General features: G+C 68.9%; 25 protein-coding genes and 1 riboswitch. Of the genes, 14 read left to right on the top strand and 11 right to left on the bottom strand.

The annotated features are described in order from the left end of the window. Positions 1 to 10 precede the first annotated feature (10 nt). The 5 genes from AC3WOE_RS25400 to AC3WOE_RS25380 all read right to left on the bottom strand — a co-directional run bounded on the left by AC3WOE_RS25400 (position 11) and on the right by AC3WOE_RS25380 (position 5,259). Positions 11 to 853: a segregation and condensation protein A gene (locus tag AC3WOE_RS25400; RefSeq protein WP_492694401.1), complete on the bottom strand. Its 843-nt coding sequence runs from the start codon at positions 851 to 853 to the stop codon at positions 11 to 13. A gap of 105 nt (positions 854 to 958) precedes the next feature. Beyond that, a complete protein-coding gene (locus tag AC3WOE_RS25395) occupies positions 959 to 1,162 on the bottom strand; it encodes a DUF3460 family protein (RefSeq protein WP_492694399.1) in 204 nt (67 codons plus the stop codon). A gap of 15 nt (positions 1,163 to 1,177) precedes the next feature. Further along, on the bottom strand, positions 1,178 to 2,830 hold the full coding sequence (locus AC3WOE_RS25390) for a SulP family inorganic anion transporter (protein ID WP_492694397.1): 1,653 nt from the start codon (positions 2,828 to 2,830) through the stop codon (positions 1,178 to 1,180). A gap of 140 nt (positions 2,831 to 2,970) precedes the next feature. Beyond that, positions 2,971 to 5,037 carry a methionine--tRNA ligase gene (gene metG, locus AC3WOE_RS25385; RefSeq protein WP_492694395.1) on the bottom strand — a complete coding sequence of 689 codons (2,067 nt, stop codon included), beginning with the start codon at positions 5,035 to 5,037 and terminating at the stop codon, positions 2,971 to 2,973. Between the two features lie 39 nt (positions 5,038 to 5,076). Continuing rightward, positions 5,077 to 5,259, bottom strand: a complete 183-nt coding sequence (locus AC3WOE_RS25380; protein ID WP_492694393.1) for a hypothetical protein — start codon at positions 5,257 to 5,259, stop codon at positions 5,077 to 5,079. Between the two features lie 657 nt (positions 5,260 to 5,916). On the opposite strand from AC3WOE_RS25380, the gene minC reads away from it, so the two are divergent. The 3 genes from minC to minE are packed head-to-tail and all read left to right on the top strand — an operon-like array spanning position 5,917 to position 7,829. Further along, positions 5,917 to 6,699, top strand: a complete 783-nt coding sequence (minC, locus tag AC3WOE_RS25375) for a septum site-determining protein MinC (RefSeq protein ID WP_492694391.1) — start codon at positions 5,917 to 5,919, stop codon at positions 6,697 to 6,699. A 37-nt stretch (positions 6,700 to 6,736) separates the two neighbouring features. After that, positions 6,737 to 7,552: a septum site-determining protein MinD gene (gene minD, locus AC3WOE_RS25370; protein ID WP_492694389.1), complete on the top strand. Its 816-nt coding sequence runs from the start codon at positions 6,737 to 6,739 to the stop codon at positions 7,550 to 7,552. Between the two features lie 13 nt (positions 7,553 to 7,565). Continuing rightward, a complete protein-coding gene (minE, locus tag AC3WOE_RS25365) occupies positions 7,566 to 7,829 on the top strand; it encodes a cell division topological specificity factor MinE (RefSeq protein ID WP_492694387.1) in 264 nt (87 codons plus the stop codon). Here the strand turns inward: minE and AC3WOE_RS25360 are convergent. Further along, positions 7,826 to 8,068: a VF530 family protein gene (locus AC3WOE_RS25360; protein WP_492694385.1), complete on the bottom strand. Its 243-nt coding sequence runs from the start codon at positions 8,066 to 8,068 to the stop codon at positions 7,826 to 7,828. The genes minE and AC3WOE_RS25360 overlap by 4 nt on opposite strands. Next, entirely contained in the window at positions 8,065 to 8,655 is a 591-nt protein-coding gene (locus tag AC3WOE_RS25355; RefSeq protein ID WP_492694383.1) for a 1-acyl-sn-glycerol-3-phosphate acyltransferase, read from the bottom strand. Before AC3WOE_RS25355 ends, AC3WOE_RS25360 begins: the two co-directional genes overlap by 4 nt. 235 nt (positions 8,656 to 8,890) lie before the next feature. On the opposite strand from AC3WOE_RS25355, the gene AC3WOE_RS25350 reads away from it, so the two are divergent. Further along, complete coding sequence (locus AC3WOE_RS25350) at positions 8,891 to 10,558, top strand: serine hydrolase domain-containing protein (protein WP_492694381.1); 1,668 nt, start codon at positions 8,891 to 8,893, stop codon at positions 10,556 to 10,558. Here the strand turns inward: AC3WOE_RS25350 and AC3WOE_RS25345 are convergent. Continuing rightward, positions 10,542 to 10,820: a 2Fe-2S iron-sulfur cluster-binding protein gene (locus AC3WOE_RS25345; RefSeq protein ID WP_492694379.1), complete on the bottom strand. Its 279-nt coding sequence runs from the start codon at positions 10,818 to 10,820 to the stop codon at positions 10,542 to 10,544. The genes AC3WOE_RS25350 and AC3WOE_RS25345 overlap by 17 nt on opposite strands. Before the next feature lie 55 nt (positions 10,821 to 10,875). Continuing rightward, positions 10,876 to 11,030: riboswitch (FMN riboswitch) on the top strand. A gap of 88 nt (positions 11,031 to 11,118) precedes the next feature. On the opposite strand from AC3WOE_RS25345, the gene AC3WOE_RS25340 reads away from it, so the two are divergent. The 3 genes from AC3WOE_RS25340 to AC3WOE_RS25330 are packed head-to-tail and all read left to right on the top strand — an operon-like array spanning position 11,119 to position 13,083. Beyond that, positions 11,119 to 11,610: a 6,7-dimethyl-8-ribityllumazine synthase gene (locus tag AC3WOE_RS25340; protein WP_492694377.1), complete on the top strand. Its 492-nt coding sequence runs from the start codon at positions 11,119 to 11,121 to the stop codon at positions 11,608 to 11,610. 52 nt (positions 11,611 to 11,662) lie between these two features. Beyond that, positions 11,663 to 12,157 (top strand): YgjP-like metallopeptidase domain-containing protein, encoded by a 495-nt coding sequence (locus tag AC3WOE_RS25335; protein WP_492694376.1) that lies wholly within the window; start codon positions 11,663 to 11,665, stop codon positions 12,155 to 12,157. 14 nt (positions 12,158 to 12,171) lie between these two features. After that, positions 12,172 to 13,083: a tRNA dihydrouridine synthase gene (locus AC3WOE_RS25330; protein WP_492694516.1), complete on the top strand. Its 912-nt coding sequence runs from the start codon at positions 12,172 to 12,174 to the stop codon at positions 13,081 to 13,083. Here AC3WOE_RS25330 and AC3WOE_RS25325 read toward each other — a convergent pair. Continuing rightward, on the bottom strand, positions 13,080 to 15,515 hold the full coding sequence (locus tag AC3WOE_RS25325; RefSeq protein ID WP_492694374.1) for an ATP-binding protein: 2,436 nt from the start codon (positions 15,513 to 15,515) through the stop codon (positions 13,080 to 13,082). The two genes, AC3WOE_RS25330 and AC3WOE_RS25325, sit on opposite strands and share 4 nt — an antisense overlap. 116 nt (positions 15,516 to 15,631) lie before the next feature. On the opposite strand from AC3WOE_RS25325, the gene AC3WOE_RS25320 reads away from it, so the two are divergent. After that, entirely contained in the window at positions 15,632 to 15,907 is a 276-nt protein-coding gene (locus tag AC3WOE_RS25320; RefSeq protein WP_492694372.1) for a DUF4242 domain-containing protein, read from the top strand. A 94-nt stretch (positions 15,908 to 16,001) separates the two neighbouring features. Here the strand turns inward: AC3WOE_RS25320 and AC3WOE_RS25315 are convergent, their stop codons facing one another. Together AC3WOE_RS25315 and ftrA are read right to left on the bottom strand one after the other, a co-directional pair. Beyond that, positions 16,002 to 16,661: a peroxiredoxin gene (locus AC3WOE_RS25315; RefSeq protein WP_492694370.1), complete on the bottom strand. Its 660-nt coding sequence runs from the start codon at positions 16,659 to 16,661 to the stop codon at positions 16,002 to 16,004. Between the two features lie 86 nt (positions 16,662 to 16,747). Beyond that, positions 16,748 to 17,734 carry a transcriptional regulator FtrA gene (ftrA, locus tag AC3WOE_RS25310; protein ID WP_492694369.1) on the bottom strand — a complete coding sequence of 329 codons (987 nt, stop codon included), beginning with the start codon at positions 17,732 to 17,734 and terminating at the stop codon, positions 16,748 to 16,750. Between the two features lie 65 nt (positions 17,735 to 17,799). Here ftrA and AC3WOE_RS25305 point away from each other — a divergent pair, with 65 nt between their 5' ends. The 6 genes from AC3WOE_RS25305 to AC3WOE_RS25280 all read left to right on the top strand — a co-directional run bounded on the left by AC3WOE_RS25305 (position 17,800) and on the right by AC3WOE_RS25280 (position 24,886). Further along, positions 17,800 to 18,210 carry a rhodanese-like domain-containing protein gene (locus AC3WOE_RS25305; protein WP_492694367.1) on the top strand — a complete coding sequence of 137 codons (411 nt, stop codon included), beginning with the start codon at positions 17,800 to 17,802 and terminating at the stop codon, positions 18,208 to 18,210. A 9-nt stretch (positions 18,211 to 18,219) separates the two neighbouring features. Beyond that, on the top strand, positions 18,220 to 20,427 hold the full coding sequence (locus AC3WOE_RS25300; RefSeq protein WP_492694365.1) for a S9 family peptidase: 2,208 nt from the start codon (positions 18,220 to 18,222) through the stop codon (positions 20,425 to 20,427). Positions 20,428 to 20,500: 73 nt separating this feature from the next. Next, positions 20,501 to 20,845 carry a translation initiation factor Sui1 gene (locus tag AC3WOE_RS25295; RefSeq protein WP_492694363.1) on the top strand — a complete coding sequence of 115 codons (345 nt, stop codon included), beginning with the start codon at positions 20,501 to 20,503 and terminating at the stop codon, positions 20,843 to 20,845. Positions 20,846 to 20,905: 60 nt separating this feature from the next. After that, the gene (locus AC3WOE_RS25290; protein WP_492694361.1) at positions 20,906 to 22,303 is read left to right on the top strand and encodes an FAD-dependent oxidoreductase; all 1,398 of its coding nucleotides are present in this window, start codon (positions 20,906 to 20,908) and stop codon (positions 22,301 to 22,303) included. Continuing rightward, entirely contained in the window at positions 22,300 to 23,394 is a 1,095-nt protein-coding gene (locus AC3WOE_RS25285; RefSeq protein ID WP_492694359.1) for an AraC family transcriptional regulator, read from the top strand. The genes AC3WOE_RS25290 and AC3WOE_RS25285 overlap by 4 nt, the downstream gene beginning before the upstream one ends. A 73-nt stretch (positions 23,395 to 23,467) precedes the next feature. Further along, positions 23,468 to 24,886: a S41 family peptidase gene (locus tag AC3WOE_RS25280; RefSeq protein ID WP_492694357.1), complete on the top strand. Its 1,419-nt coding sequence runs from the start codon at positions 23,468 to 23,470 to the stop codon at positions 24,884 to 24,886. Positions 24,887 to 25,126: the final 240 nt, after the last annotated feature.

Raw genomic sequence — 25,126 nt, 5'->3', positions numbered from 1 at the left:
TCAAGCAACCTTAGATGGGCAAGTAAGCCAGCCGCACGTAGATCGGCGCAAACGCCTCGGCCTGCGTGATTTCGAGCAGGCGCTCCTTGGCCAGCTCCAGCATGGCGATGAAGGTGACGACGAGGACGGCCTGGCCGCGGGTGACGTCGAACAGGGCCTCGAACTCGACGAAGCGCTGGCCCTGCAGACGGCGCAGCACGATGCTCATGTGCTCGCGCACCGACAGCTGCTCGCGGCTGATCTTGTGGTGCTGGTTGAGCTTGGCGCGCTTGAGGATGTCCAGCCAGGCCTCGCGCAGATCGTCGGTGTTGACGTCGGGGAAGACCGGCGTCAGCGACTGCTCGATGTGCACCTGGGCGCGCAGGAAGTCGCGGCCCAGCTGGGGCAGGCGGTCCAGCCGCGCGGCGGCCAGCTTCATCTGCTCGTACTCGAGCAGGCGGCGCACCAGCTCGGCGCGCGGGTCCTCGACTTCCTTGCCGTCCTCGCTCTTCTTGGGCGGCAGCAGCATGCGCGATTTGATCTCGATCAGCATCGCCGCCATCAGCAGGTATTCGCTGGCCAGCTCGAGGTTGTGCTTGCGGATCTGCTCGACATAGCTGAGGTACTGGCGCGTCACATCGGCCAGCGGAATGTCGAGGATGTTGAAGTTCTGCTTGCGGATCAGGTAGAGCAGCAGGTCCAGCGGCCCCTGGAAGGCCTCGAGGAAGACCTCCAACGCATCCGGCGGGATGTAGAGGTCCAGCGGCATCTGGAACAGCGGCTCGCCGTACAGGCGAGCGACAGCGACGGTATCAACCGCTTCCGGATGGTCCGACGAAATCTGAGACGTCTCGTCGGTGGTGACCGTGGTCATTGGAGGTCGTGTCAGCTACCCAGCGACTGCCGCGGAACTGGCTTTGCCAGGCCGCTGGCAGTGCCCCCTCGAGGGGGCCGGCGAAGCCGGTAGGGGGTGGGCCGTTTATTTGTCGTTGGTCTGATAGACGTAGGGCTTCTGCGCGACGCGGGCTTCGTTGTAGCCGGCCTGGGCGCTGCGGTCCTGTTCCTTGTCCCACAGCAGGGCACGGCCGGCGCGCTGCTCGGCTTCCAGCGTCGGGCGCTGGGCCTTGAGCTGTTCGATGAAGTTGGTGACTTCGGACTTGTAGGGCTTCCAGAACAGCGGCATGGCGGGTCTCGTTGGCTAAGCCAGCGATTTTAGATCGTCCAGCGAAGGCAGGATACCGGCCTCGCCGAGCTCCCCGGCCAGCCCGGAGCGCCTGAGCAGACTCAGCGGCTGCGGATTCACGTTGGCCAGGATGAGGGCGATGCCGCGCTTGAGCAGGGCGCGGTGCAGGTCGCGCAGGGCTTCGACACCCGAGGTGTCCATGACGATGAGGCGGTGCATCTCGAAGACGACGGCCCGGGTGCCGGCCGGCAACTGCTCCGGCACCGGCTCCAGCTTGCCGACGGCACCGAAGAAAAGGGCGCCGTAGAGCTCGTAGGCCATGGCACCCTCCGGCAGGGGCTGGCTCACCACGCGTTCCAGCGTGAACAGCTGACCCATGCGCCAGACGAAAAACACGCAGGACGTGACCAACCCGACTTCGACCGCCACCGTCAGGTCGGTGACGACGGTCAGCGTGAAGGTCCCGACGAGCAGGGTGCGATACGTCAGGTTGAAACGCTTCAGGCGGGCGAATTCGTGCCATTCGCCCATGTTCCAGGCCACGACGAGCAGGATGCCGGCCAGCGCCGCCAGCGGCACATGCACGGCCAGGGGGGCGGCGACCAGCAGGATGAGCAGCAACGTCAGCGCATGCACCATCCCCGCGACCGGGCTGGTGGCGCCGGCGCGGATGTTGGTGACGGTGCGGGCGATGGTGCCGGTGGCGGGCAGGCCGCCGAACAGCGGCGCGGCAAGATTGGCCACGCCCTGGGCCATCAGCTCCTGGTTGGGATCGTGGCGGGGCAGGTCGGGGGTCAAGCGATCAGCGACGCGAGCGCAGAGCAGCGACTCGATGGCCCCCAGCAGCGCCAGTGTCAGCGTCGGGATGACGAGCTGCTGCATGCCCGCCCAGCTCATCGCCGGCCACGCCAGCGCCGGCAGCGCGCGCGGGATGCTGCCGAAACGGCTGCCGATGGTCTCCAGCGGCAGCCCCAGCCAGGCCGTGGCGACGGTCGCGCCGATCAGCGCGATGACGGTGCTGGGCAGCAGGGCCATGAGGCGGCGCACGCCGGCCAGCGGCCGGTCCTGGGCGATGTTCTTGGGCCAGAGCAGCACGATGGCCATGCAGGCCGCTGCGATGGCCGGGGCCGCCGGGTTGATGCCGTCGGCGTGCCGCATCAGGGCCTCGATCTGGCCGAAGAAATCGGCCGGCATCTGGGCGATGCGCAGGCCGAGGAAGTCCTTCAACTGGGCGAGGGCGATCAGCACCGCGATGCCGTTGGTGAAGCCGGTAACGATGGCGACGGGGATGTAGCGCACCAGGGCCCCCAGGCGCAATGCGCCCATCAACAGCAGCAGCACGCCGGCGCCCATCGTGGCCAGCAGCAGGTTGGCCAGGCCGTGGCGCTGCAGGATGCCGTAGACGACGACGATGAAGGCGCCGGCCGGGCCGCCGATCTGCACGCTGGAGCCGCCCAGCAGCGAGATCAGGAAGCCCGCGACGATGGCGGTGGCCAGGCCCTGCTCGGGCCGCAGGCCGGACCCGATGGCGAAGGCCAGGGCCAGCGGCAGCGCGACGATGCCGACCGTCAGGCCCGCGCCGATGTCAGCGAGCAGGCGCTTGCGCGGATAGCCTGCCAGCAGGGTGAGGCTGCGGGGACGAAAAGGGTGCAGTCGGGGGAGTGGCATGGGAGCTCCGGGGAAGGGAACACGACGCAATGGGCGTCGTGACCGGAGGTCCGCAGTGATAGCGCTCGGCGATGAAACGCCGGCGCCGGGTCAGGCCAAGGGGGCCGAGCAGCGAACCGGGCGTCGCTCGGCACATGGGCTCAGCGCACCCGCATGCCCGGCTGCGCGCCGGTGTGAGGCTCCAGCACGAAGATGCCGGGGTTCGCCTTCTCGTCAGCGTGGCTGGCGGCCAGCACCATGCCCTCGCTGATGCCGAACTTCATCTTGCGCGGTGCAAGGTTGGCGACCAGCACGGTCAGCTTGCCTTCCAGGTCTTCGGGCTTGTAGGCCGACTTGATGCCGCTGAAGACATTGCGCATGCGGCCTTCGCCGGCGTCCAGCGTCAGGCGCAGCAGCTTGTCCGAGCCCTCGACGTGCTCGGCCTTGACGATCTTGGCGATGCGCAGGTCGACCTTGGCGAAGTCGTCGATCTTGATCTCGGCGGCGATGTCCTCGCCGCCGGGCACGACCTTCGGAGCCGCCGGGGCTTCGAAGAGCTGCTCGACCTTGGCGAGGTCGACGCGCTGCATCAGGTGCTGGTAGGCGCCGATCTGGTGGGCGCCGAGGGCGCGGGCAGCATCGCTCCATTTCAGCGGCTCGACCTTCAGGAAGGACTCGACCTGGGCGGCCAGCGCCGGCAGCACGGGCTTCAGGTAGATCGTCAGCAGGCGGAAGGCCTCGATGCAGACGCTGCAGACATCGTGCAGGGCGGCATCCATGCCTTGCTGCTTGGCCAGTTCCCAGGGCTTGTGCTGGTCGACGAACTCGTTGACCTTGTCGGCCAGCAGCATGATCTCGCGCAGGGCCTTGCCGAATTCGCGGGTCTCGTAGAGCTCCGCGACCGTGCCGCTCTGCGAGCGCAACGCATCCAGCAGCATGCGGCCCTCGACACCGAGGTCACCGCTCAGCCGGCCGTCGAAACGCTTGGTCAGGAAGCCGGCGGCGCGCGAGGCGATGTTGATGAACTTGCCGACCAGGTCGCTGTTGACGCGGGCGGCGAAGTCCTCGGGGTTGAAGTCGATGTCCTCGACCTTGGCATTGAGCTTGGCGGCGATGTAGTAGCGCAGCCATTCGGCGTTCAGGCCCAGGCTGAGGTACTTCAGCGGGTCCAGGCCGGTGCCGCGGCTCTTGCTCATCTTCTCGCCGCCGTTGACGGTCATGAAGCCGTGCACGAAGACGTGATTCGGAGTCTTGCGGCCGCTGAAATGCAGCATGGCCGGCCAGAACAGCGTGTGGAAATAGGTGATGTCCTTGCCGATGAAGTGGATCTGCTCCACCGACGGGTCGGCCATGAAGGCGTCGAAGGAACGTGACTCGCCTGCGGCTCGGGGGCCGCCCTTGCCGAAGTAGTTCTTCAGCGAGGCCAGGTAGCCGATGGGCGCGTCCAGCCAGACATAGAAATACTTGCCCGGCGCGTCGGGGATCTCGATGCCGAAATAAGGCGCGTCGCGGCTGATGTCCCAGTCGCTGAGACGGTTGTTGCCGTCTTCATCCGGCTCGAACCACTCGCGGATCTTGTTCAGCACTTCGGGCTGCAGGCGGCCGGCTTCTTGTGTCCATTGCGTCAGGAAGTCGACGCAGCGCGGATCGCTCAGCTTGAAGAAATAGTGCTCGCTGGTCTTGAGCACCGGTGTCGCGCCCGACAGTACCGAGTAGGGGTTCTTCAGCTCGGTGGGCGCGTAGACGGCGCCGCAGACCTCGCAGGAGTCGCCGTACTGGTCCTTGGCACCGCACTTGGGGCACTCGCCCTTGATGAAGCGGTCCGGCAGGAACATGGACTTGGCCGGATCGAAGAACTGCTCGATGGTCTTGGTCGAGATCAGCTCGTTGTGGCGCAGCGAGAGATAGATGGCCTTGGACAGCTCGTGGTTCTCGGCGCCGTCGGTGGAGTGCCAGTTGTCGAAGCTGATGTGGAAACCGTCCAGGTATTGCTTGCGCCCGGCCGCGATGCCGGCGACGAATTCCTGCGGCGTCTTCTGGGCCTTCTCGGCCGCGATCATGATCGGCGCGCCGTGGGCGTCGTCCGCGCAGACGAAGTGCACCTGCGAGCCCGCCATGCGCTGGTAGCGAACCCAGATGTCGGCCTGGGTGTACTCCATGATGTGGCCGATGTGGAAACCGGCGTTCGCATAGGGCAGGGCAGTGGTGACAAAGAGCTGGCGGGGCATGGGCGCGGTGGACGGGGCTGACGGGCGGAACTGCGGATTCTAGGTTTGCGGGTCGGTCGGAGCGGCCGGGTCGGCTGCGGCCTCGCCATCGGCCTGGGGCTCATCCGGCGCGGTGGGGTCATCGGGCTTGCCGCTGAGCTTGCGCTGGCGCTTCTCTTCGGCCTTGCGCTTCTTGGCCAGCTCGCGCTGGCGTTTTTCATAGCTGTAGTTCGGGGTAGCCAAAATGGACTCTCCTTGAGGTGGCCGGCCCAATGTAGCTTGCCGTGGCGCTCCGGGCGCGCCCAAGTTGCAGCCGAAAGCTCCACAGCGCATCAAGGACCGCGCTTAAGTCACTGATTTGTAATGCTTCTGAAAGCTATCCACCGAGTCTGTGGAAAACTTTGTGGAGAACCCCCCTCCATCGCAGCCAAGCCCTTATGGAATGCGGGTTGTCTTAGCGTGCCTCATTTCTAGGCAACCCCAGGGCGGCTATATGAATCAATCACTTAGCTTCATGAGCCGGCGAAGCCATGCGGCAGGGGGCATGAGGGCTGGCGGGGCTTGACGCCTTCCAGGTTTGGGGATAAGTCAAGCCGCCAAGTGCGGATGTCACGGTTTGGAATGACATTCCGATGCGCTTTGTCCCCGTCCGCTGTGGACAAGTCTGTGGGCCGGCTGACGACAGCGACGCTAAGTCGTTGATCCGCCACTGCGCCGACTGGTCTGCCTGCTTTTGAGGCGGTCTCAAACTGGGCTCTGGGGGCAGTCCCCAAGAAGTGCGCCCGAGGCCGGCGGCTAAACTCGCGGCCTTTTGAACGGGGCGGCAGCGGGGCGATGGCGGATTTGGCAAGGGAGAGCAGCGGGCGCGGCAAGAGCGCATCGCGCGCCGGCACTTTCGAATTGAAGTCGCGCCGCTTCAGCCTTTTGGGTCTGGTGCTGCACAGCGCCGACATGGCTGAGCTGGCCGCCGACTGGGCTGCCAAAGCTGGTGCCGGCGGCTTCGAGCATGAGCCCGTCGTCATCGATCTGAGCCAGGTGCCGCGTGCACCGGCCGTTGCCAGCGAGCCGGTCGAAGGCCAGGCGCCGCTGGCCCTGGACGGCCCGGCGCCCGTCGACCTGAAGGCCATCGTGGAGCTGCTGCGCAACAGCCAGCTGCAGCCCGTGGCCGTCGCCGGTGCCACGTCCGAGGAACTGGCACTGGCCCATGAGCTGGGCCTGGCCGACGCCGCCGATGAGCCGGCAACCGAACGCACTGTCCAGGCGGCAGCGACCGAAGTCGTGCGCGAAGTGGTGCGCGAGATCACCGTCGAGAAGTTCATCGACAGGCCTGTTCCCGTTGCAGCGCCGGCGCCGACGATGGTCATCGACAAGCCGCTGCGCTCCGGCCAGCGCATCTATGCCAAGGGCGGCGACCTCGTCGTGCTGGCCCTGGTCAATCACGGTGCCGAAGTCATCGCCGACGGCAGCGTGCATGTCTACGCACCGCTGCGCGGCAAGGCCATCGCCGGCGCGCGCGGCGACACGTCGGCGCGCATCTATGCCCACAGCCTGGAAGCGGAGCTGCTGTCGATTGCCGGCATCTACCGCACGACCGAGAACCCGCTGCCGCCCGAGGTGTCGGGCAAGCCGGCCCAGGTCTATCTCGACGGCGAGAAGCTGCTGATGCAGCCGCTCGCTCTCTGACGCCCCCGATTGAACTGAACGAACAGGAAAGCTCCAGATGACCAAGATCGTCGTCGTCACCTCCGGCAAGGGCGGGGTCGGCAAGACCACCACCAGCGCGAGCTTCGCCACCGGCCTCGCGATGCGCGGCCTCAAGACCTGCGTCATCGACTTCGACGTCGGCCTGCGCAACCTCGACCTCATCATGGGTGTCGAGCGCCGTGTCGTCTACGACCTGATCAACGTCGTCAACGAAGAGATCAAGCTCACGCAGGCCCTGATCAAGGACAAGCAGCTCGACAAGCTCTACATCCTGGCTGCCTCGCAGACGCGCGACAAGGACGCGCTGAAGCAGGAAGGCGTCGAGCGCGTGCTGGAAGAGCTGAAGGCGATGGAATTCGACTACATCGTCTGCGACTCGCCGGCCGGTATCGAGACCGGTGCGCTGATGGCCATGCACTACGCCGACGAGGCGCTGGTGGTGACCAACCCCGAGGTCTCCTCGGTGCGCGACAGCGACCGCATCCTCGGCATGCTGAGCAGCAAGACCAAGCGCGCCATCGAGGGCGGCGATCCGGTCAAGGAACACCTGCTCATCACGCGCTACAACCCCAATCGCGTCGAGGGCGGCCAGATGCTGAGCCTGGACGACATCCACGAAATCCTGCGCACGCCGCTGATCGGCGTCATTCCCGAGAGCGAGAGCGTGCTGCAGGCGTCCAACCAGGGCACGCCGGCCATCCACCTGGCCGACACCGACGTGGCCGAGGCCTACAAGGACGTCGTCGCGCGCTTCCTCGGCGAGGACAAGCCCATGCGCTTCACCGAAGCCGTGAAGCAGAGCTGGTTCAAGCGCGTCTTCGGCGCCAAGTGATGGGAGCCGCGCAATGGGATTCCTGAACTTTTTCCTCGGCGAGAAGAAGAGCTCGGCCAGCGTCGCCAAGGAGCGGCTGCAGCTCATCCTGGCCCACGAGCGCAACGGCCGCAGCGCCAGCCCAGACTATCTGCCCCAGCTGCAGAAGGAGCTGGTCGCGGTCATCAGCAAATACGTGTCGATCAACCCCGACGACATCAAGGTCCACATGGAGCGCCAGGGCGACCTGGAAGTGCTCGAAGTGAAGATCGAGTTGCCGGAGCCCGGCGGCCGCTAAGTGCGCGTCTGCGCGGCGCGCGCCTGCTCGCGCCGCATGAACAGGTAGAGGCTCTCGACCTTGGCGCGCGCCCACGGCGTCTTGCGCAGGAACTTCAGGCTGGAGGCCACGCTGGGATCGATGCGAAAGCACTTGATCTCGATGCGCTGGCCCAGCTCGCGCCACCCGAAATAAGCGACCAGCTCGGTCACGATGGCCTCGAGCGTGAGGCCGTGCAGGGGATCTTTGCTGCCGTTCATTCGTGTGTGAACTGGTCTGAGTTCTTGCCCTTGAACTGGGCGTAGTAACGCTTGATTTCGGCCATGTCGGCGTCGACGTCGCCGGTCGGCGTGAACAGCGGCCCCAGGCCCACCAGCTTGCGCGGGTAGTCCATGTGGGCCATGACGATGGGCAGCCTGGCCGTGACGGCGATCCAGTAGAAGCCGGTCTTCCAGTAGATGGTCTTGCTGCGCGTGCCCTCGGGCGGCACGATGAGCTGCACCGGCCCGTCGGCGGCCTGCAGCGCTTGCGCTGAGGCTGCCACGAGGTTGTTGGACTGGCTGCGGTCCACCGGGATGCCGCCCAGCCAGCGCATCAGGCCGCCGAACGGGAACTTGAAGATCGAGGCCTTGCCCATCCAGTAGGGCGTCAGGTGCAGCGCAAAGGCCGCGAACAACGTGTAGGGCAGGTCCCAGTTGCTGGTGTGGGGGGCGGCGATGAAGACGCTCTTGCGCGCTTCGGGCACCAGCTCGCCCTGCACGGTCCAGCCCGCCAGCTTGAGCCAGGCGATGGAGGCGCCGCGCAGCAGCGTGCTGAGTCCCGGCGTCGTGAAGATCGTTCGATGCATGGCCGTGATTGTCCCGCGCGGCAGACTGCCTCAATCTGAGGCAGCGCAATAAAACTGCTGTTGTGCCAAGGACTTGGGCTTGCAACCCGCAGGCTGTCCCCGCGGTTGTCCACAGCGGCTGTGGACGAGACCGCTGCGGTTCATGCCTCGGTTTATGCCGTTGATCGCATGGCCGCTTGCCGTAAACCCGGGCGGCCGCGATGCTGCGCGCCGTTCAACTCACCCGTTTGCAACCATGCGCCACGCACCGATCCCTGCCGCAGTCCTGCTCTCGCTCTTCGTCGTCGCGGCCCAGGCCGGCCAGCCGGCGACGCCTGCGGCCATGAAGGCCTATGCCGACAAGCTGCTCAACGACAGCAAGCTCAAGCAGGGAGAGCCCGGCGTGACCGTGCTGGTGGCGCGTGGCGACCAGTTGCTCTACAAGGGTGCCCGCGGCATGGCCAGCATCGAACTGGGCGTGCCCATGCAACCCGACCAGCTGATGCGCATCGGCTCGGTCACCAAGCAGTTCGCGGCCACCACCCTGCTCAAGCAGATCGACGAGGGCAAGGCGAAGCTGGATGACCCCATCTCCAAGTTCCTGCCCGACTATCCCAACGGCGGCCAGATCACGCTGCTGCAACTTCTCAACCACACCTCGGGCGTCAAAAGCTACACCAGCATCTCGGGCTATATGGGCAACCCGGTGCGGCGCGACCTCAGCACGGCCGAGCTGATCAAGGAATTCAAGGACCTGCCGGTGGACTTCGCTCCCGGCGAGAAGTGGGCCTACAACAACTCCGGCTATGTGCTGCTGGGCGCCGTCGTCGAGGCCATTTCTGGCAAGCCCTGGCACCAGTCCCTCGACGAGCTGCTGCTCCAGCCTGCCCACATCAGCAGCGTGCACTACCAGGCCGGCGACAGGCTCTTCAAGGGCATGGCACAGGGCTACACGCTGAACCCCCAGGCCCAGGTGGCGCCGGCCGGCTTCCTCAGCATGACCCAGCCCCATGCGGCCGGCGCGCTGATCGCCAACACCGAAGGCCTGTGGCGCTGGAACCAGGCCCTGCATGGAGGCAAGCTCATCAGTGCCGCCAGCTACCAGCGCATGACGACGCCGGAGGGGCCGGCCAGGAGCTTCCACTACGGCTTCGGCATCGCGACGGGCAAGCTGCGTGACCAGGCCATGCTGTCGCACGGCGGCGGCATCCACGGCTTCGTGTCGACGCTGAACTACCTGCCGCAGAGCCAGACGACGGTCGTCATCCTGCGCAACAGCGACGGCCCGGGCTTCAACATGGATCTGGCCGCGCGCAAGCTGGCCGCCTTCGCCATCGGCGAGCCCTATGCCGAGCCGACGCCGGTGGCCGTCCCGGTCGAGCAGTTGAAGAGCGTCGAAGGCGTCTACGCCCTCGACGAGCAGCAGACCCGCGTGCTGCGCGTGAAGGACGGCGTGCTGCACAGCCAGCGCACGGGCGGCGGCAGCAATGCCCTGATCGCCCTCGGCGGCGACCGCTTCGCCTTCCCGGACTCGCTGACCTGGTTCCAGATCGATCGCGGCAGCGATGGCAAGCCGGTGGCGGCGCGTGTCTTCAACAATGGCGAAAACGAGGCCGAGCGCTGGGCACGCCGTGGCGAGTTGCCGACCGAGCTGGCCTTCATCACGCTGAGCCCGGCGCAGATGCAGGTGCTGGTGGGCGACTATGTGTCGCCGCAGTTCGCGGTGCGTGTGTTCGTCGATGAGCAGGGCCGGCTGCAGGGCCAGGCGCCGGGCCAGCCGGCCTTCGAACTGAAGGCCAGCACGCCGCGCCGCGTGCACGTGCCTCAGGTGGACGCCCAGCTGGACTTCAGCGGCGACGAGGGTCCGGCCGGGTCTGTGACCCTGCTGCAGAACGGGAACACCCTGGTCATGGCCCGCAGGTGAGGGTCACGTCGCTGCGTGGCTCGGCCACGCAGGGCAGGATGAAGCCCTCGGCCTTTTCCTCGTAGGACAGACCCGGCCATTCGACGCGGTACTCGATGCGCCCCTCGACGAGATGGGAGATGCAGGTACGGCAGGTGCCCGTGCGGCAGGACCAGGGCAGTTGCAGCCCGGCGGCCAGGCCGGCCAGCAGCAGGGTCTGGTCGGCCGTGGCGGTGAAGCTCTCGCCGCCGGGCAGCAGGGTCACTCGGAATGTCTCGGACATGACCGCCATCATGCCGCCCTGCACCTAAGATGCCGTGGCCGATCCGCAAGATCGGCAGCGTTCTCAGGGCGGGGCGAAATTCCCCACCGGCGGTATTTGCGTGAAAGCGCAAGAGCCCGCGAGCGCCTTCGCCGTGCCAACGGCAAAGGGTCAGCAGACCTGGTGCGATGCCAGGGCCGACGGTCACAGTCCGGATGAAAGAGATCGCGTGATGGCTGCGCTTTTCGCTGCTGCGGAAGGCGCCGCTGCTGCGTGCGCTTGCCCTGATTCTGGAAAAACCGTCTTTCAAGAGGACACCATGAATCAGACCCTCAACCCCAGCTTCAACCTGTCCCGCCTGCCGCGCGTGGCCATCCTGGCCGCCAGCTGGCACAAGGACATCGTCGGCGTGGCCGTCGCGGCCATCCGCAGCGAGTTCGGCCGATGTCGAATCCCGGCGGAGCAGGTCACCGTCATCGACGTGCCCGGCGCCTTCGAGATCCCGCTGCATGCCAAGCGCCTGGCGCGCACGGGCCGCTTCGACGCCGTCATCGCCTGCGGCCTCGTCGTCGACGGCGGCATCTACCGCCATGACTTCGTCGCCCAGACCGTCATCCAGGCGCTGATGGACGTGCAGCTGGAAACCGACGTGCCGGTGTTCTCCTGCGTGCTGACGCCGCACCACTTCCACGAGCATGGCGAGCACAAGCGCTTCTTCGCCGAGCATTTCTCCACCAAGGGGCTCGAAGTGGCGCGCGCCTGCCTCGCGACAATAGAGAGCCTGGACCAGCTCGAAACGCTGGCCGCCTGACCTCGCCCCCGGCGCGGTGCTCACCCGGCACCGCGCCTTTTGACTCGACCCCATGCTTGCCGCCCGCTACCTCGCCGGCTATCCCCCCGAACTGATCGCCCAGGCCGAACAGCTGCGCCTGGAAGGGCGCCTGGCCGACCACCTGGCCCGCCGCCTGCCCGAAGCCCATGAGGTGCGCAGCGACTCGGCCCTGTTCGACTATGTGCAGGCGTTGAAGAGCCGCCACATGCGCAATGCCGGCCCGCTGCAATACGTCGGCTTTGACGCCAAGCTGCGCGTGCTGCAGCAGGCCCTGGGCACCCACACCCGCCGCACCCAGGTGCAGGGCACCAAGCTCAAGACGCGCCGCGAGATCCGCGTCGCCACCTTGTTCAAGGAGGCGCCGGCCGCGCTGCTGAACATGATCGTCGTGCACGAGCTGGCGCATCTGCGCGAGCTGGACCACAACAAGGCCTTCTACCAGCTCTGCCAGCACATGGAGCCCGACTACTTCCAGCTCGAGTTCGACCTGCGGCTGTATCTGATGAACCAGGAGAACCCGGCGTGATTCTGTTGGCGCCGATGGAAGGCCTGCTCGACCACATCCTGCGCGACGTGCTGACCCGCGTCGGTGGCGTGGACCGCTGCGTGTCCGAGTTCATCCGCGTGACCGACCAGTTGCTGCCCAAGCGTGTCTTCACGCGCATCGTGCCGGAGCTGTACAACGCCGGCCGCACGGCCGCAGGTGTGCCGGTGCATCCCCAGCTGCTGGGCTCCGACGTCAATTGCCTGGCCGAAAACGCGGCCCGCCTGGCCGAACTGAAGCCCGAGGGCATCGACCTCAACTTCGGCTGCCCTGCCAAATGCGTGAACCGTCACCGCGGCGGCGCCGTGCTGCTGGACGAACCCGAGCTCATCCACGAGATCGTGTCCGCCGTGCGCCGCGCCGTGCCGGCCGACGTGATGGTCTCGGCCAAGATGCGCCTGGGCTATATGGACAGCAGCAAGACGCTGGACGTCGCGCGCGCCATCCATGCCGCCGGCGCGCAGGAGATCGTCGTCCATGCCCGCACCAAGGCCGATGGCTACAAGCCGCCGGCCTATTGGGAGCGCATTGCCGAAGTGCGTGAGGCCGTGCCTCTCACCCTCATTGCCAACGGCGAGATCTGGACCGTCGAGCATGCCGAGCTGGCGCGCGAGCGCAGCGGCTGCGAGCACCTGATGCTGGGCCGCGGCATGGTGGCCGATCCCGGCCTGGCCCTGCGCGTCGCCGGCCAGCGCGCCGAGCCGCTGCCCTGGTGCGAGCTGCTGCCGCTGATGCAGGTCTTCTTCGCCCAGGTGCGCGCCACCGTCGCTGCCAGGCATCAGGGCGGCCGCCTCAAGCAGTGGCTGCACTATCTGAAGCGCGCCTACCCCGAGGCCGAGGCGGCCTATGTCGAGTTGCGCACGATCAACTCGGCGGACGAGCTGGAACGCCGCCTCTTCGCGGTCTAGTTCAACTCGAGGGCCGACCGCATCGCATCGGCCAGGCTCATGCGCCGGCCTTCCTGCTCCAGCCGTGCGATCTCGGCCGCTTCAAGCCGCTGAGACAGGCCGGCCGCCAGCGCGGCACGGTCCACCGCCTCATTGGGCTGGCGCTGCATCTGGCCATGGAGCTCGAACTCACGGTCGGCCACGCCGGCGAGCTGCGCCGCCAGCGCCGTGCGGCCGTCGTGCAGATGCAGCAGGGCCAGCGCATCCAGGTTGACCCAGAGTTGCTCGCCCAACCCCAGCCGGCCCAGGCGGCGTGGGCATTCCAGCGCCACCTCGCGGGCGCGGGCCCAGCGGCCCTGGCCAACCAGGGCGCCGATCAGATTGCCCAGGATGGTGGCCTGGCAGATCAGGTCGCCGGCATCCCCGGGCTCGGCCAGCAGGGTCTCGCCGAGTTCGATCGCCCGGTCCAGTTCGCCGGCGGCGCGAGCCTGGTCGGCCAGGTTGAGCCGCGCGCGCATCACGCCGGCATCGAAGCCGCCGCGCTCGCAGATCTCCAGTGCCGCTTCGTAGCAGCGCCGGGCTTGCTCGTGCCGGCCCGAGGTCAGGTGCAGCACGGCTTCGGTGGTCAGCCCGCGCTCCAGCACGGCGGCGGGCCAGCCGGGGTTCTCCAGCATGCGCGCGGCGGCCAGCGTTGCCCGCGCCTCGGGGCCGTCGACGCGCCAGTTGAAGGCATGCTCGACGAGGGCGAGATATTCGCCGCGCTCGTCGCCGAGTTCGCGATACAGGCGTGCGGCGCGCTCGGCGGCGTCGCGGGCATGACCGGGGTGGACGACGCTGTGGCAGCGCGCGCAGGCCCACCAGAAGCGCGCCAGCAAGGGCTTGGGCGTGGTGGCCGCCGTGGCTTCGTCGGCCAGGCGCTCGGCCAGGGCCAGGGCGTGCGGGCGGGCCTGGGTGGCGCGGGGCAACCACAAGGGTGCCGCAGCGCCGAAGAGGGCCGTTGCGGCCGTCAGGTCATGCTCGCCGGCCCAGGCCAGTGCGGCCCACAAGCCCGGCAGTTCGGGCTCGTAGCGCGCCTTCCAGCCGGCATGGGGCAGGCGCCAGGATTCCTCGTAGGCGTCGTCCAGCAGCCAGTTCAGACCTGCGCAATGGCGGGCCTCGGCCAGGGCCGTTTCCCCGGCGGCGGCGAGCTTGTCCAGCGCGAACAGGCGCATGGTCTCCAGCAGCCGGAAACGGCGCTGCGCGGTGCCGCGGTCGACGCTGACGAGGGAGCGCTCCACCAGGCTGAGCACCGAGGCGACGGCGTCCGCGGCGGGCAGGTTTTCGTCGGCCAGCACCAGGGCCGCAGCCTCCAGCGAGAAGCTGCCGGGGAAGACGGCCAGGCGGCGCAGCACGCGGCGTTCGCGTTCGGCCAGCAGCTCGTGCGACCAGCTCAGGGCTTCGGCCAGGGCATTGCGGCGCGAGGGACTGGCGGAGGCCGGGGCCAGCAGCGTCAGCCTCTCGTGCAGGCGGGCGGCGAGGCCGTCGAGGCCCATCACGTCCACACGTGACGCGGCCAGCTCGATGGCCAGCGGGTTGCAGTCCAGGGCTTGGCAGATGGCTTCCGCCTGGCTGCCTGCTTCGGCTTCGCCGCTGCGCTCGGCCAGCAGACGAACGGCGTCGGGCAAGGGCAGAGGCGCCAGCCGGTAGACGCGCTCGCCAGGCAGCTGCAGGGCCACCTGGCTGGTCACCAGGATGCTGACGCTGGCGGTGTTCTGCACGAGGGTGGTGACGAGCTCGGCCACGTCCGCCGCGCGGTGTTCGGCGTTGTCCAGCACGATGAGCAGGCTCAGGGCTGACAGCTTGGTGGCCAGGGTGTCCCGCGGGTTCTGTCCCGGCGGCAGGCCCAGCGTCCGCGCCACCGCGGCGGCCACGGGTTCATCCTCGCGCAGTAGCGTCAGGTCTACCCACCAGGCGCCGTCGGCATGGTCGCCGCGCCGCTGCAGCGCCAGTTGCTGGGCCAGCCGCGTCTTGCCGAAGCCGGGGCCGCCGCACAGGGTGACGATGGGGTGGCCGCCCAGCAGGGCCTGGAGCTCGCGCAGCTCTTCCTCGCGGCCGATCAGCGGTGGCAGGCGCAGCGGCAGGCGTCCCTGGGCGGCGGGCTCCGCCTCGGCCACGTCCAGCACCGGCAGGGCGAAGCGGTAGCCGAAGCCGGGGATGGTGGTGATGGCGTCGGCGCCGAGCAGCTTGCGCAGGGCGCCCACCTGCACGGCGAGGTTGTTCTCCTCGACGACGACGCCGGCCCAGACGCGCTTGAGCAGCTCGTCCTTGCCCAGCAGCTGGCCGGCGCGCTCGACAAAGGCCACCAGCAGCTCGAAGGCGCGCGCCGTCAGCCCGACCTCGGCGCCGCGTCGGAACAGCAGGCGTTCGGTCGGCAGCAGCTTGAAGTCACCGAAGCGGTAATGGGTGGCAGCCATGTCTGACCGCGAATTTATCCAGATTTCAGGCCGGCTAAAGGACGCCGCCCACCCCCAGGAAAGAGGATGACGCCAGGCCGATCGATTCCCGAGCGGCTCTTTTCAAGGAGAGTGTCATGCCCAAGTTCGTCATCGAAAGAAACATCCCCGGCGCCGGCCAGCTCACCGCCGAGCAGCTGCAAGGCATCTCGGCCACGTCCTGCGGCGTGCTGCGCGATCTCGGCCCCAGCATCCAGTGGGTGCACAGCTACGTCACCGACGACAAGATCTATTGCGTCTACAACGCGCCCGACGAGGCCAAGGTGCGCGAGCATGCCCGCCTGGGCGGCTTCCCGGCCGACTCGGTGGCTCAGGTGCGGCGCATCATCGATCCGGTCACCGCTGAGGCCTGACTCTCGGGCCGAGCGCCGGGCCACCCCTGGCCGGCCCGCGTTGGCGATGTGCTCGCGGCTCGATGCCGCGGGCATCACCGTCCCCTCGGGGGCTTCAGCTCGGCTGCTTGGTGATGCGCAGATAGGGCTTGGGCGCCTTCCAGCCCTGCGGGAACAGGGTCTTGGCATCGTCGTCGCTGACCGAGCCGGCAATGATGACGTCGTCGCCCTGCTTCCAGTTCACCGGCGTGGCGACCTTGTGCTTGGCGGTCAGCTGCATGCTGTCCAGCACGCGCAGGATCTCGTCGAAGTTGCGGCCCGTCGTCATCGGGTAGGTCAGCATCAGCTTGATGCGCTTGTCCGGGCCGACGATGAAGACCGAGCGCACGGTGGCGTTGGTGGCGGCGGTGCGGCCTTCGGACGTGCCGTCGATGTCGGCCGGCAGCATGTTGTAGAGCTTGGCGACGTTGAGGTCATGGTCGCCGATCATGGGGTACTTGGGCAGATAGCCCTGGGTCTCCTCGATGTCGGCGGCCCAGCGGTGGTGGTTGTCCACGGGGTCGACCGACAGGCCGATCAGCTTGGCATTGCGCTTGGTGAACTCGGGCTCGATCTTGGCCATATAGCCCAGCTCGGTCGTGCACACCGGCGTGAAGTCCTTGGGGTGGGAGAACAGGATGGCCCACTTGTCGCCGATCCAGTCGTGGAACTTGATCTCGCCTTGCGTGGTCTGGGCGGTGAAGTCGGGGGCGATGTCGTTGATGCGCAGGGACATGGGGCTCTCCTAGGTGGTCGAGGGGAAGACGCGGATCATAGGAAGTAAGCAAGCGTCTGTTGCGCATGAGCTTGTTCGCGGAACATCTATGCGGCCGTGCCGAAGGATGCGCGGTAGGCCCGCGGCGCCAGGCCCAGCCGGGCCTGGAAATGGTGGCGCAGCGCCTGCACGCTGCCAAAGCCGGCCTCGGCCGCAACGCGCTCGACGGGCAGGGCGCTGGCTTCCAGCAGGCGCTGGGCCTCGGCCACGCGCTCGGCGATCAGCCAGTCGCCGGGGGACTGGCCGGTGGCCTCGCTGAAGCGGCGCAGAAAGGTGCGCGGGCTCATGGCGACGGCCTCGGCCATGCGTTCCACCGTCCACGGCGCGCGCAGGTCTGCGCGCACCTGCTCCATCACGCCGGCCAGGCGGTGGCCGCGGTCGGCCGGCACGGGCCTCTCGATGAACTGGGCCTGGCCACCGCTGCGGTGGGCCGGCATGACGAGGCGGCGCGCGACGCTGTTGGCGGCCTCGACGCCGAAGTCGCTGCGCACGATGTGCAGCATCAGGTCGATGCCAGCAGCGCTGCCGGCCGAGGTCAGCACGCGGTCCTCTTCGACATAGAGCACGCCGGCATCGACGGCGATAGCCGGGTGGCGCTGGCGCAGTTTGTCGGCATAGCGCCAGTGCGTGGCCGCGCGGCGGCTGTCCAGCAGGCCGGTGGCGGCCAGCACGAAGGCGCCCGAGCAGATCGAAGCGAGCCGCGCGCCGCGCTGCCAGGCCTTGCGCAGGAGCTTGCCCAAGGCCTCGGGCACCGGCACGTCGGCGCCCTTCCAGCCGGCAATGACGATGAGGTCGGCGCGGTCCAGCAACTCGATGCCACCGTCGCTCGTCACGCTCAAGCCACCGTGCGCACGCAGCGGCCCGGGCTCGATGGCGGCGCTGGCGAAGCGGTACCAGCCCGGGCCCATTTCCGGTCGCGACAGGCCGAAGATCTCGGCAGCGATGGCGAACTCGAAGGTGCACAGGCCGTCGTAGACCGGCGCCACCACGAGGGGCCCGGTGGTCTTTGGCGTGATCTTGTCGATACTCGTCATGAGCGCCAATTGTGGGCCAGCGCGGTCGCCGCGACCATGAGGGCATGTTTTCAACGGAGCCCCTCATGCCTTCCCCTGTGTCCGCTGTTCCCGCCGCCCCTGCCGCCGAGGCCGAGGCCCATTTCGCCGCCGAGTTCAGTTTCGAGGCCGACTGTTGGGACGTGCACGACGCCTTCAGCCGCGGCGAGGTGGACTTCGTGCTGCTGGACGTGCGCTCGGCCGAGCTCTATGCCCGCGGCCATGTGCCCGGCGCCATCCACTTCCCCCATGGCAAGCTGGTCGAGAGCAAGCTCGCGGCGTGGCCCCTGGACACCCTCTTCGTCACCTACTGCGCCGGCCCGCATTGCAATGGCGCGGCCCGCGGTGCGCTGCGCCTGGCGCGCCTGGGCCGGCCGGTGAAGATCATGGCCGGCGGCATCACGGGCTGGATCGACGAAGGGTTCGAGCTGGCCCGGGAGACCGCAGCCGCCGCTTAGCATGGCGGGATGAAAAGCCTGCTGACCCTGCTGGCCGCCGTCTGCGTCACAAGCGCTGCCGCGGCCCAGTCCCCCGCCCCGCTGACCCTTGAACGCATCACCGCCGATCCGCCGCTGGCGGGCCGCCTGCCGCGCCAGGCCGAGATCTCGCCGGGCGGGCAATGGGTCAGCTTCCTGCGCCCGTCGGCGGCCGACAGCGAGGTGCTGGAGCTGTGGGCACAACCCAGCGCCGGTGGCGAGCCGCGCAGGCTGGTCAGCGCGGCGGACCTGCTGGGGGGCGCGGCGCAAAAGCTCAGCGAGGCCGAGAAGATGGCCCTGGAGCGCCAGCGCATCAGCCAGCGCGGCATCACCGGCTACCAGTGGTGCGGGGCCGATGACAGCGCGCTGCTGTTTCCGCTGTCGGGCGACCTCTACCTGGTGCGCCTCGGCGCCGGTGGTCCCCAGGCTCAACGCCTGACCAGCACGCCCGACGCGCCCAAGCAGGACCCGCGCTGCGCGCCCGACGGCAAGACTCTGGCCTATGTGCAGGGCGGCAATCTCTTCGTGCTGCCCCTCGCCGCAGGCAGCCAGCCGCGCCAGTTGACGAGCGACGGCAGCGACACGGTCTCCTGGGGCCTGGCCGAGTTCATCGCCGCCGAGGAGCTCAGCCGCCAGCGTGGCTTCTGGTGGTCCAAGGACGGCAAGTCCCTGCTGGCCTTGCGCACCGACGAGTCCGGCGTGGCCGTGAAGACCCGTGCCCAGATCTTTGCCGACCGCACCGCCATGACCGAGCAGCGCTACCCCGCAGCCGGCGAAGCGAATGCCAAGGTCACGGCCTTCGTCATCGATGCCGCGAACGGCCAGCGCCGCGAGCTGTCGCTGCCGAAGACCGCCGAGTACATCTCCCGCGCCGGCTGGTTCGCCGACGGCACGCCCTGGCTGCAATGGTTCAACCGCGACCAGACGCGGCTGACACTGACCGAGTTCAAGGCCACGCCGCACGACATCACCGTCGAGACCGATGCCGCCTGGGTCGAAGTGCATGACGATCTCATCGAGACGCCGCGCGGCCTGCTCTGGTCCAGCGAGGCCTCGGGCCGCCGCCAGCTGCTGCTGATCGACCGCGCCAGCGGCCAGCGCACGCCGCTGACCCAGCAGGCCGAAGCCGTGGCGCATGCGGTCTGCGTGGGCGAACGCGGCATCGTCTTCGCCGCCGCCGGTGACCGCGGCAAGGCCCGCGAGCTCTATCTGCAACCGCTGGCCGGCGGCAAGGCGCAGCCTGTCGCCGGTGCGGCCGACCGCCAATGGCGCGACGCCAAGGCCGACAGCGCCTGTTCTCGCCTGCTCGTCACCCGCTCGGCCTGGGGCCAGCCGCCGCGGCTGGAACTGCGCAGCCTGGGCCAGAGCGGCGCCATCGTCCTGGCCGGCGACGCGCCCGATCCGGCGCTGGCGGCCTTCACCAACACGCCGCAGTCCCTGGACCTGATGGCGGCCGATGGCAAGACGCTGCTCAACGCCTTCTTCTTCGCGCCCAGGCGCGAGGGTGGCAAGCAGCCGGTCATCGTGCTGGCCTATGGCGGCCCGGGCTCGGCCACGGTCAACTGGGGCTGGGGCCGCGACATGCCGCTGATCGCCTACTGGCAGCAGCGCGGCTATGGCGTGCTGATGGTGGACGTGCGCGGCATGGAGCATCGTGACCGCGACTACACGCGCGCCCACTACCGCAGCTTTGGCAAGCACGAGATCGCCGACCTCTTCACCGCCGTGCGCCAGCTGCCCGGCCTGGTGCCCAGCGTCGATGCAACCCGTATCGGCTTCTTCGGCTGGAGCTATGGCGGCTTCCTCGGCGCGCGCGCCATGCTGGATGCCGACACGCCCTTCGCCGCCGCCGTCGCCGTCGCGCCGGTGACCGACTGGACGCTCTACGACACGGCCTATACCGAGCGCTATCTCGGCATGCCGGAGGGGGGCAAGGCGGCGACGTATGCGGGCGCCAACCTGCCGGCGCGTGCGAGCCTGCTGAGCAAACCCCTGCTGCTGGTGCACGGCACTGCCGACGACAACGTGCTGTTCGAGCACACGCTGCGCCTGGTCGAAGCCCTGCAGACCGCCGGCAAGACCTTCGACCTGCAGATCTACCCCGGCAAGGCGCATGGCATCGCCGGTCGAGCGGCGCGCCTGCATCTCTACCGCACCATGGATGCGTTCTTCGAGCGGCATCTGAAGCCGACGCCATGAGCGCCGCGCCGGGCCGCCCCAAGCAAGCTCGCTCCCGCTTGGCGGGACAGCGCGGAGCGCGAAGGGTGCATCAATGACCCTGGTCTATTCGACGGACGTTGGCCGCATCTGCCCCGGTTGCAGCCAGCCCATCGCGCAATGCGCCTGCAAGGCCAAGCAGCGGCCGGTGGGCGACGGCATCGTGCGCGTCAGCCGCGAGACGGCGGGCCGCAAGGGCAAGGGCGTCACCGTCATCAAGGGGCTGCCTTTGGAGGACGCGGCGCTGAACGTGCTGGCCAAGCAGCTCAAGGCCGCCTGCGGCAGTGGCGGCACGGTGAAGGACGGCGTCGTCGAGATCCAGGGCGACCATGCGGACAAGCTCATGGCCTGGCTGCAGGCGCGGCCGGAAGGCTGGAAAGTCAAGCGCTCAGGTGGGTGAATCCGGCGGCGGAGCGGGCGCGTAAGTCAGCGCATCGCAACCCGCCACGAGAGGCCCGCCATGGCCACGAGTTCCACGCCCACCCGCGCCGTCGTCCTCGGCGCCAGTCTGGCCGGCCTGCTGGCCGCGCGCGTGCTCAGGGAGCATTTCGACGAGGTCGTGCTGCTGGAGCGCGACGAGCTGCCTGCCGGTGCCGCGCCGCGCAAGGGCACGCCCCACGCCATCCACCCGCACGGCCTGCTGGCGCGCGGCCTGCAGGTGCTGGAGGAACTCTTTCCCGGTTTCACGGATGCGCTGGTGGCGCGCGGTGGCCTGCTGGGTGACTTGCAGCGCGATGCGGCCTTCGAGGCCAACCGGCGCCGCTTCGCCAGCGGTGTTGCCGGCCTGCCCGCCTTGTGCGCGAGCCGCCTGGCCATCGAGGCGGAGATTCGCCGGCGCTTGCTGGCGCGTGCCGGCGTGCGCGTCGTCTGCGGCGCGGCCGTGAAGGCGCCGGAGTTCGAGGCCGGCCGCGTCGTGGCGGCGAACTATGTCGTCGAGGGCGTCGAGTTCAGCCTGCCGGCGACCGTCGTCGTCGACTGCACCGGTCGTGGTTCGCGCGCACCGCAATGGCTGCGCAGCTGGGGCCTGCAGGCGCCGCCAGAGGAGCGCGTCGACATCGGCATCTGCTACACCAGCGCCTACTTCAGGCGCAGCGGCGCCTGCGCCATGGGCCCGGGCCTGGACAAGGTGGCCACCTTCGGCGCCGTCACCAACGCGCAGCCGCGGCCCGGCGTGCTGCTGGCCCAGGAGCCCGAGAGCGAGGGCGGCGCACCGCGCTGGGTGGCCGGCGTGGGTGGCTTCGCGGGCGACCATGCGGCCGCGACGCTGGAGGCCCTGCGCGAGCGGGCCCGCGACGTCGGCTGCCCCGAGCTCGTCAAGGTCACGCACGAGGCCGAGCCCATCGGCGACGTCATCCGCTACCAGATGCCGCACAGCCAGCGCCGCCACTACGAGCAGCTCACGGCCTTTCCGGCCGGCTTCCTCGTCATGGGCGATGCGCTGACCAGTTTCAACCCCATCTACGGCCAGGGCATGACGGTGGCCGCCTGCGAAGCGCTCGCCCTGCGCGAGGCGCTGGCCAGCGGCGAAGCGAAGCTGGCGCAGCGCTTCTTCCGCGCCGCCGCCAAGGTCATAGACACGCCCTGGCAGCTCGCCGTCGGCGGCGACCTGTCGCTGGACGTCGTGCCGGGCAGGCGGCCGCTGCCGGTGCGCATCGTCAATGCCTATGTGGGCCGCATCTACAGCGTGGCGCCGCAGGACGCCGAGGTCAGCGCGGCCTTCCAGCGCGTCGTGCACATGCTGGCGCCGCCCGAAAGCCTATTCGCGCCGCGGCTGCTGTGGCGGGTGCTGGTGAAGGGGCGCAGCGCGCCCGGCGGCGCTGCCCATAATGCCGCGATGCCAGCCGCATCGCCCGGATGATCCGCTTCGGCCCCTGGAGCACCACCCTCGGCCTGGGCGCGCTGTTCGCGCTCGCGGTGGCGGCTGCCTTGGTGGCCCCGCCGGGCCAGCGCCGCGCCAACCGCTGGGTGGCGGCCCTGCTGGTCGTCATGGCCCTGAAGCTGACGCCCTATGTCATCGGCTATGCCGGCTTCTACGACGCGTATCCCTGGCTGAGCTTCGCGCCCTTCGATCACGAACTGGCCCTCGGGCCGCTGTTGTGGCTGCATGTGCAGCAGCGCACGCGCCAGCGGCTGCCGCGGCGCTGGGCCTGGCATCTGTTGCCGGCTGCCGTGGTCGCCCTCTACTTCACGTTCTGCTTGCTGCAACCCCTGGCCTGGAAGGACCACTGGAACGACACGGTTCATGCCCGCTTCATCGGCCCCGCGCTGACCTGGGCCGGCCTGGTGTCGCTGAGCGTCTACCTCTTGCTGGCCTGGCGCCGTCATCGCGACTTCCAGGCCTGGCTGGACAAGCATGTCAGCAATGCCGACGAGCACCGCTACAGCGGCCTGGCCGGCACGCTGGTGGCGCTGGGGCTGCTGTTGGCCGTCAGCCTGCCCTACGAGGCCGCGACGGCGATCTGGCGGCTCAACTACTTCGACCGCTTCGGTCTCTATCTCGCGCTGACCCTGATCGTGTTCGCGCTGGGCCTGGAAGCCTGGCGGCATGCCGGCCAGCGCCATCCGCTGCAGCCCGAGGCAGCGCCGGCCGAGCCACCCGCGCCGCGCAGCCCGCCCGACTGGGCCGCGCTTGGCGCGGCCTGGCGTGATCGCACCGAGGCCGAAGCCTGGTTCCGCGACCCCGAGCTGAGCCTGGATGGCCTCGCGCGGCGCCTGGGCACCAACAGCAGCTATCTGTCGCGGGCCTTCAACGAGGGCCTGGGCCTGGGCTTTGCCGACGTCATCGGCGGCCTGCGCGTCGCCTGGGTGCAGCAGCGCCTGGCCGCCGGTGCGGGCGAGGAACTGCTGGACCTGGCCTTGCAGGCCGGCTTCAGTTCCAAGACCAGCTTCAACCGCGTCTTCAAGGCGCAGACGGGCATGACGCCGTCGGCCTGGCGTGCCAGATCCTGAAAAGCTGAGGGCCGGCGCGGGTTTGCGGTGATTCGGGTCGCGCGTCGCGGCGGCTGCGGCGACCCTGCGGGGCATGAAGAACCTCGTCCTCTCCCTCTGCCTGGCCATCGGTCTTGCCGTCGCCCAGGCCGCCCCCGAGCTGAGCTCCGAGCAGGCCCAGCGCGATCTGCGCATCCTCAAGCGCGCCCTGGTCGACTTGCATCCCGGCCTCTACCGCTACGCCACGCCAGCGCAGATCGACGCCGGTTTTGCGGCCGCCCAGGCCGAGGTGGCCGAGGGCGCCAGCCGCGCCCAGCTCTATCTGCTGGCCACGCGGCTGGCGGCGGCCGTGCGCTGCGGCCATACCTGGACCAATCCGGCCAACCAGCCGCCGGCCGTGCAGGCCATGCTGGGCCGCCAGACCTTGCCGCTGGTGCTGCGCTGGGTCGAAGGGCGCATCCTTGTCGTCGCCAGCGCTGCACCGGCCGTGCCGGCGGGCAGCGAACTGCTGGCCATCGAGGGCCTCTCGCCCGCCGAGATCGCCGCGGCCCTGATGCCCTATCTGCGCGCCGACGGCAGCAGCGACGGCAAGCGCCTGGTCCAACTCGACGACGACGCCAATGGCGGCGCCGTGCAGCGCCTCCTCCCACTGCTGTTCCCGCCGGGTCCCGAGGGCTGGCGGCTGCGTCTGGCGAATGGACGTGAGGTGAGGGGGCTGGTGCTGTCGGCGGCGGAGCGCGAGCAGGCCCTGCGTGCCACGGGCTGGCGTGAGCGCGATCCCGCCTGGCGTCTGCGCATCGAAGCCGGCACCGCCGTGCTGACCCTGCCCAGTTTTGCCTTCTGGGACCGCAAGTTCGATGGTGCCGCCTTTCTCGACCGGACTTTCGATGAGCTGGCCCAGCGCGGCATCGATCGCCTGGTCATCGACCTGCGCGACAACGAAGGCGGCGACGATGCGCTGGGCCGGGCCCTGCTGGCCCATCTGATCCAGGCGCCCTTCACCCAGCCCGGTAGCCGCCGCGAGTCAGCCTATGAACGCGCGCCTTATGTGCTGGCGCGTTACCTGGACACCTGGGATTTCGGCTTCTTCGACCGCACCGGCCAGGTCGCGAAGACCGCGGGTCGCAACTGGGCCCTGCCCGACAGCCCGCCGAGCATCGTCATCCCGGCGGCGCGGCCCTTCAAAGGCCGTGTCGTTGCCCTGGTCGGCCCCAACAACAGCTCGGCCGGCTATCTGCTGGCGCGCGACCTCAAGGCCAGTGGCGCGGCGACCCTGCTCGGCCAAGCCACTGGCGGCAATCTGCGCGGCTTGAACGGCGGCCAGCTGGCCTGGATCACGCTGCCGGCCTCGGGCGTGGCCGTGGACATCCCTCTCGTCGCGAACTTCGCGCCCGGCGACCCGCCGGATGCAGGTGTGCAGCCGGATGTTGTCGTGCGGCCGCGCTGGGCCGACGTGGCCGCTGGTGCGGATACCGAGATGGCCGCGGCGCTGCGGTGGCTGGCCGGCGATTGAAGGCCTTGGCGTGCCTGTTGGGTAGCGGCGGAATCCGCGCGGAGGTTCACGCTGCCACCGGGTGGGCGATGACGGGCAGCGCTTGCGTCGCCTCGCGTGGAACTTGGCTGCGCCGATCACCGAGATGTTCCTGACTCAAAAAGGCCTGGATCCGCTGCCGGGATGAACGGGCCGGGCGCGCGGGGCGGGACCAGACGTCCTTGATGGAGCCACGTCTGCGAACGACTGTCGCCCCCGCTT

The sequence above is a fragment of the Roseateles sp. FW305-36 genome, from assembly GCF_058787015.1.
This window is presented reverse-complemented; position numbering and strand designations above follow the sequence as displayed.